The following is a 1234-nucleotide window of genomic DNA, read 5'->3' on the forward strand; positions in this document are numbered from 1 at the left end:
TCGATGCGCTTCGTCTCGTTCGAGGGCGGCGGCGACGCATTGAGCGCTCTGCAGGGCAAGCATGTCGACGTCTTTCCCGGCGATGCGGCCGAAGCGCTGCAGGCGATCGCGGGCGGCGCGGCCATCCGCATCCTGGCGGTTCTCAGCGATGCGCCGCTGGGCGGCGAGCTGGCCGGGATACCGACTGCCCGGGCGCAGAAGGTGGACCTGGTGTGGCCGACCGTCCGCGGCGTGTACATGAGCGCCGAGGTGGCCGAGACGGCGGTCAGCGGCTGGACCGAGGCCTTCCGCGAAGCCATGGCGGCGCCGGGCTACCCGGCCCTGCGCGAACGCCATCGCCTCTACCCTTTCTCGCTGACCGGTGCCGCGCTCGAGGACTATGTTCGGGCCAGCATCGCGCACTACCAGGGCGTGGTGGCCGATCTGGGCCTGCGCCGCTGGACGCGATAGGGACGTTCATTTTTCGTTCATGCTCGTCGCAAAGAATGTCAGGTTTTTTCGCCCGTCTTGCATCGACCGCCCGCGTGGTCGATCGAAGTCCCTCTGCATCCCATGTCCCGACCCACCTGGGTTCGACAATGCGCCTTCCTGTGGGGCGCGGTCGTCTTCATGCCGGTAGGCCTCAACTACCTCGGCGCGACCCTGCTCATCCTCGCGATCCTGGCCGGCGGCGAACTGCCCGAGCGACTCGATCGATGGCGTACCCATCCCCTGCGCTGGGCCATCGCGGCCTTCGTGCTGTGGACGCTGGCGGTCCTCGCGCTGGGTCCTCGCTATGCCGGAACGGCTGTGGAACTGGGACACGGCTTTCGGATCGCGGCCACGATGACCCTGCCGATCCTGCTGTCCGACGAGGAAGCCGCCTGGGGCCTGCGCGGCTTCTTCATCGGCGCCTTGCTGGCGCTGCTGGCGATGCTGCTGACCCGCGCCTTCGGACTGCCCGGTCTCGCGATCTGGCACAACGTCACGACCATGAAGGGCAACAAGTCGATCAACGATGCCTTGCTGTTCGCCTTGATCGGCGCCTTGGCGGCCACCTGGGGTCTGGCGCTCCCGGCCGCCACGCCGCGGCGGGCCTTCGGACTGGCGGGCGCCATGGCCCTGACCCTGGGCTGCGCCCTCATCGTCACGCTGGCGCTGCCTTCGCGCACCTCGTTAGTCGCCTTGTTCATCGCCGTGCTCGGCGCCTGCGTGCACCAATGGCGCCTTCGGCTGCGAGCGCTCGCCTTCTCGC

Annotated in this window: 1 protein-coding gene and 1 pseudogene; both read left to right on the forward strand. The window is 68.6% G+C overall.

Annotation, left to right across the window (positions count from 1 at the left end; translation table 11 throughout):
• Positions 1–450: type 2 periplasmic-binding domain-containing protein (locus AC1DY5_RS56235; RefSeq protein WP_478122806.1), on the forward strand; the 450-nt coding region annotated here is incomplete at its 5' end.
• Positions 451–552: 102 nt separating this feature from the next.
• Positions 553–1234 (forward strand): annotated as a pseudogene (locus AC1DY5_RS56240) (O-antigen ligase family protein); the annotation flags it as partial.

The sequence above is a fragment of the Variovorax sp. P4_D9 genome (assembly GCF_056401695.1).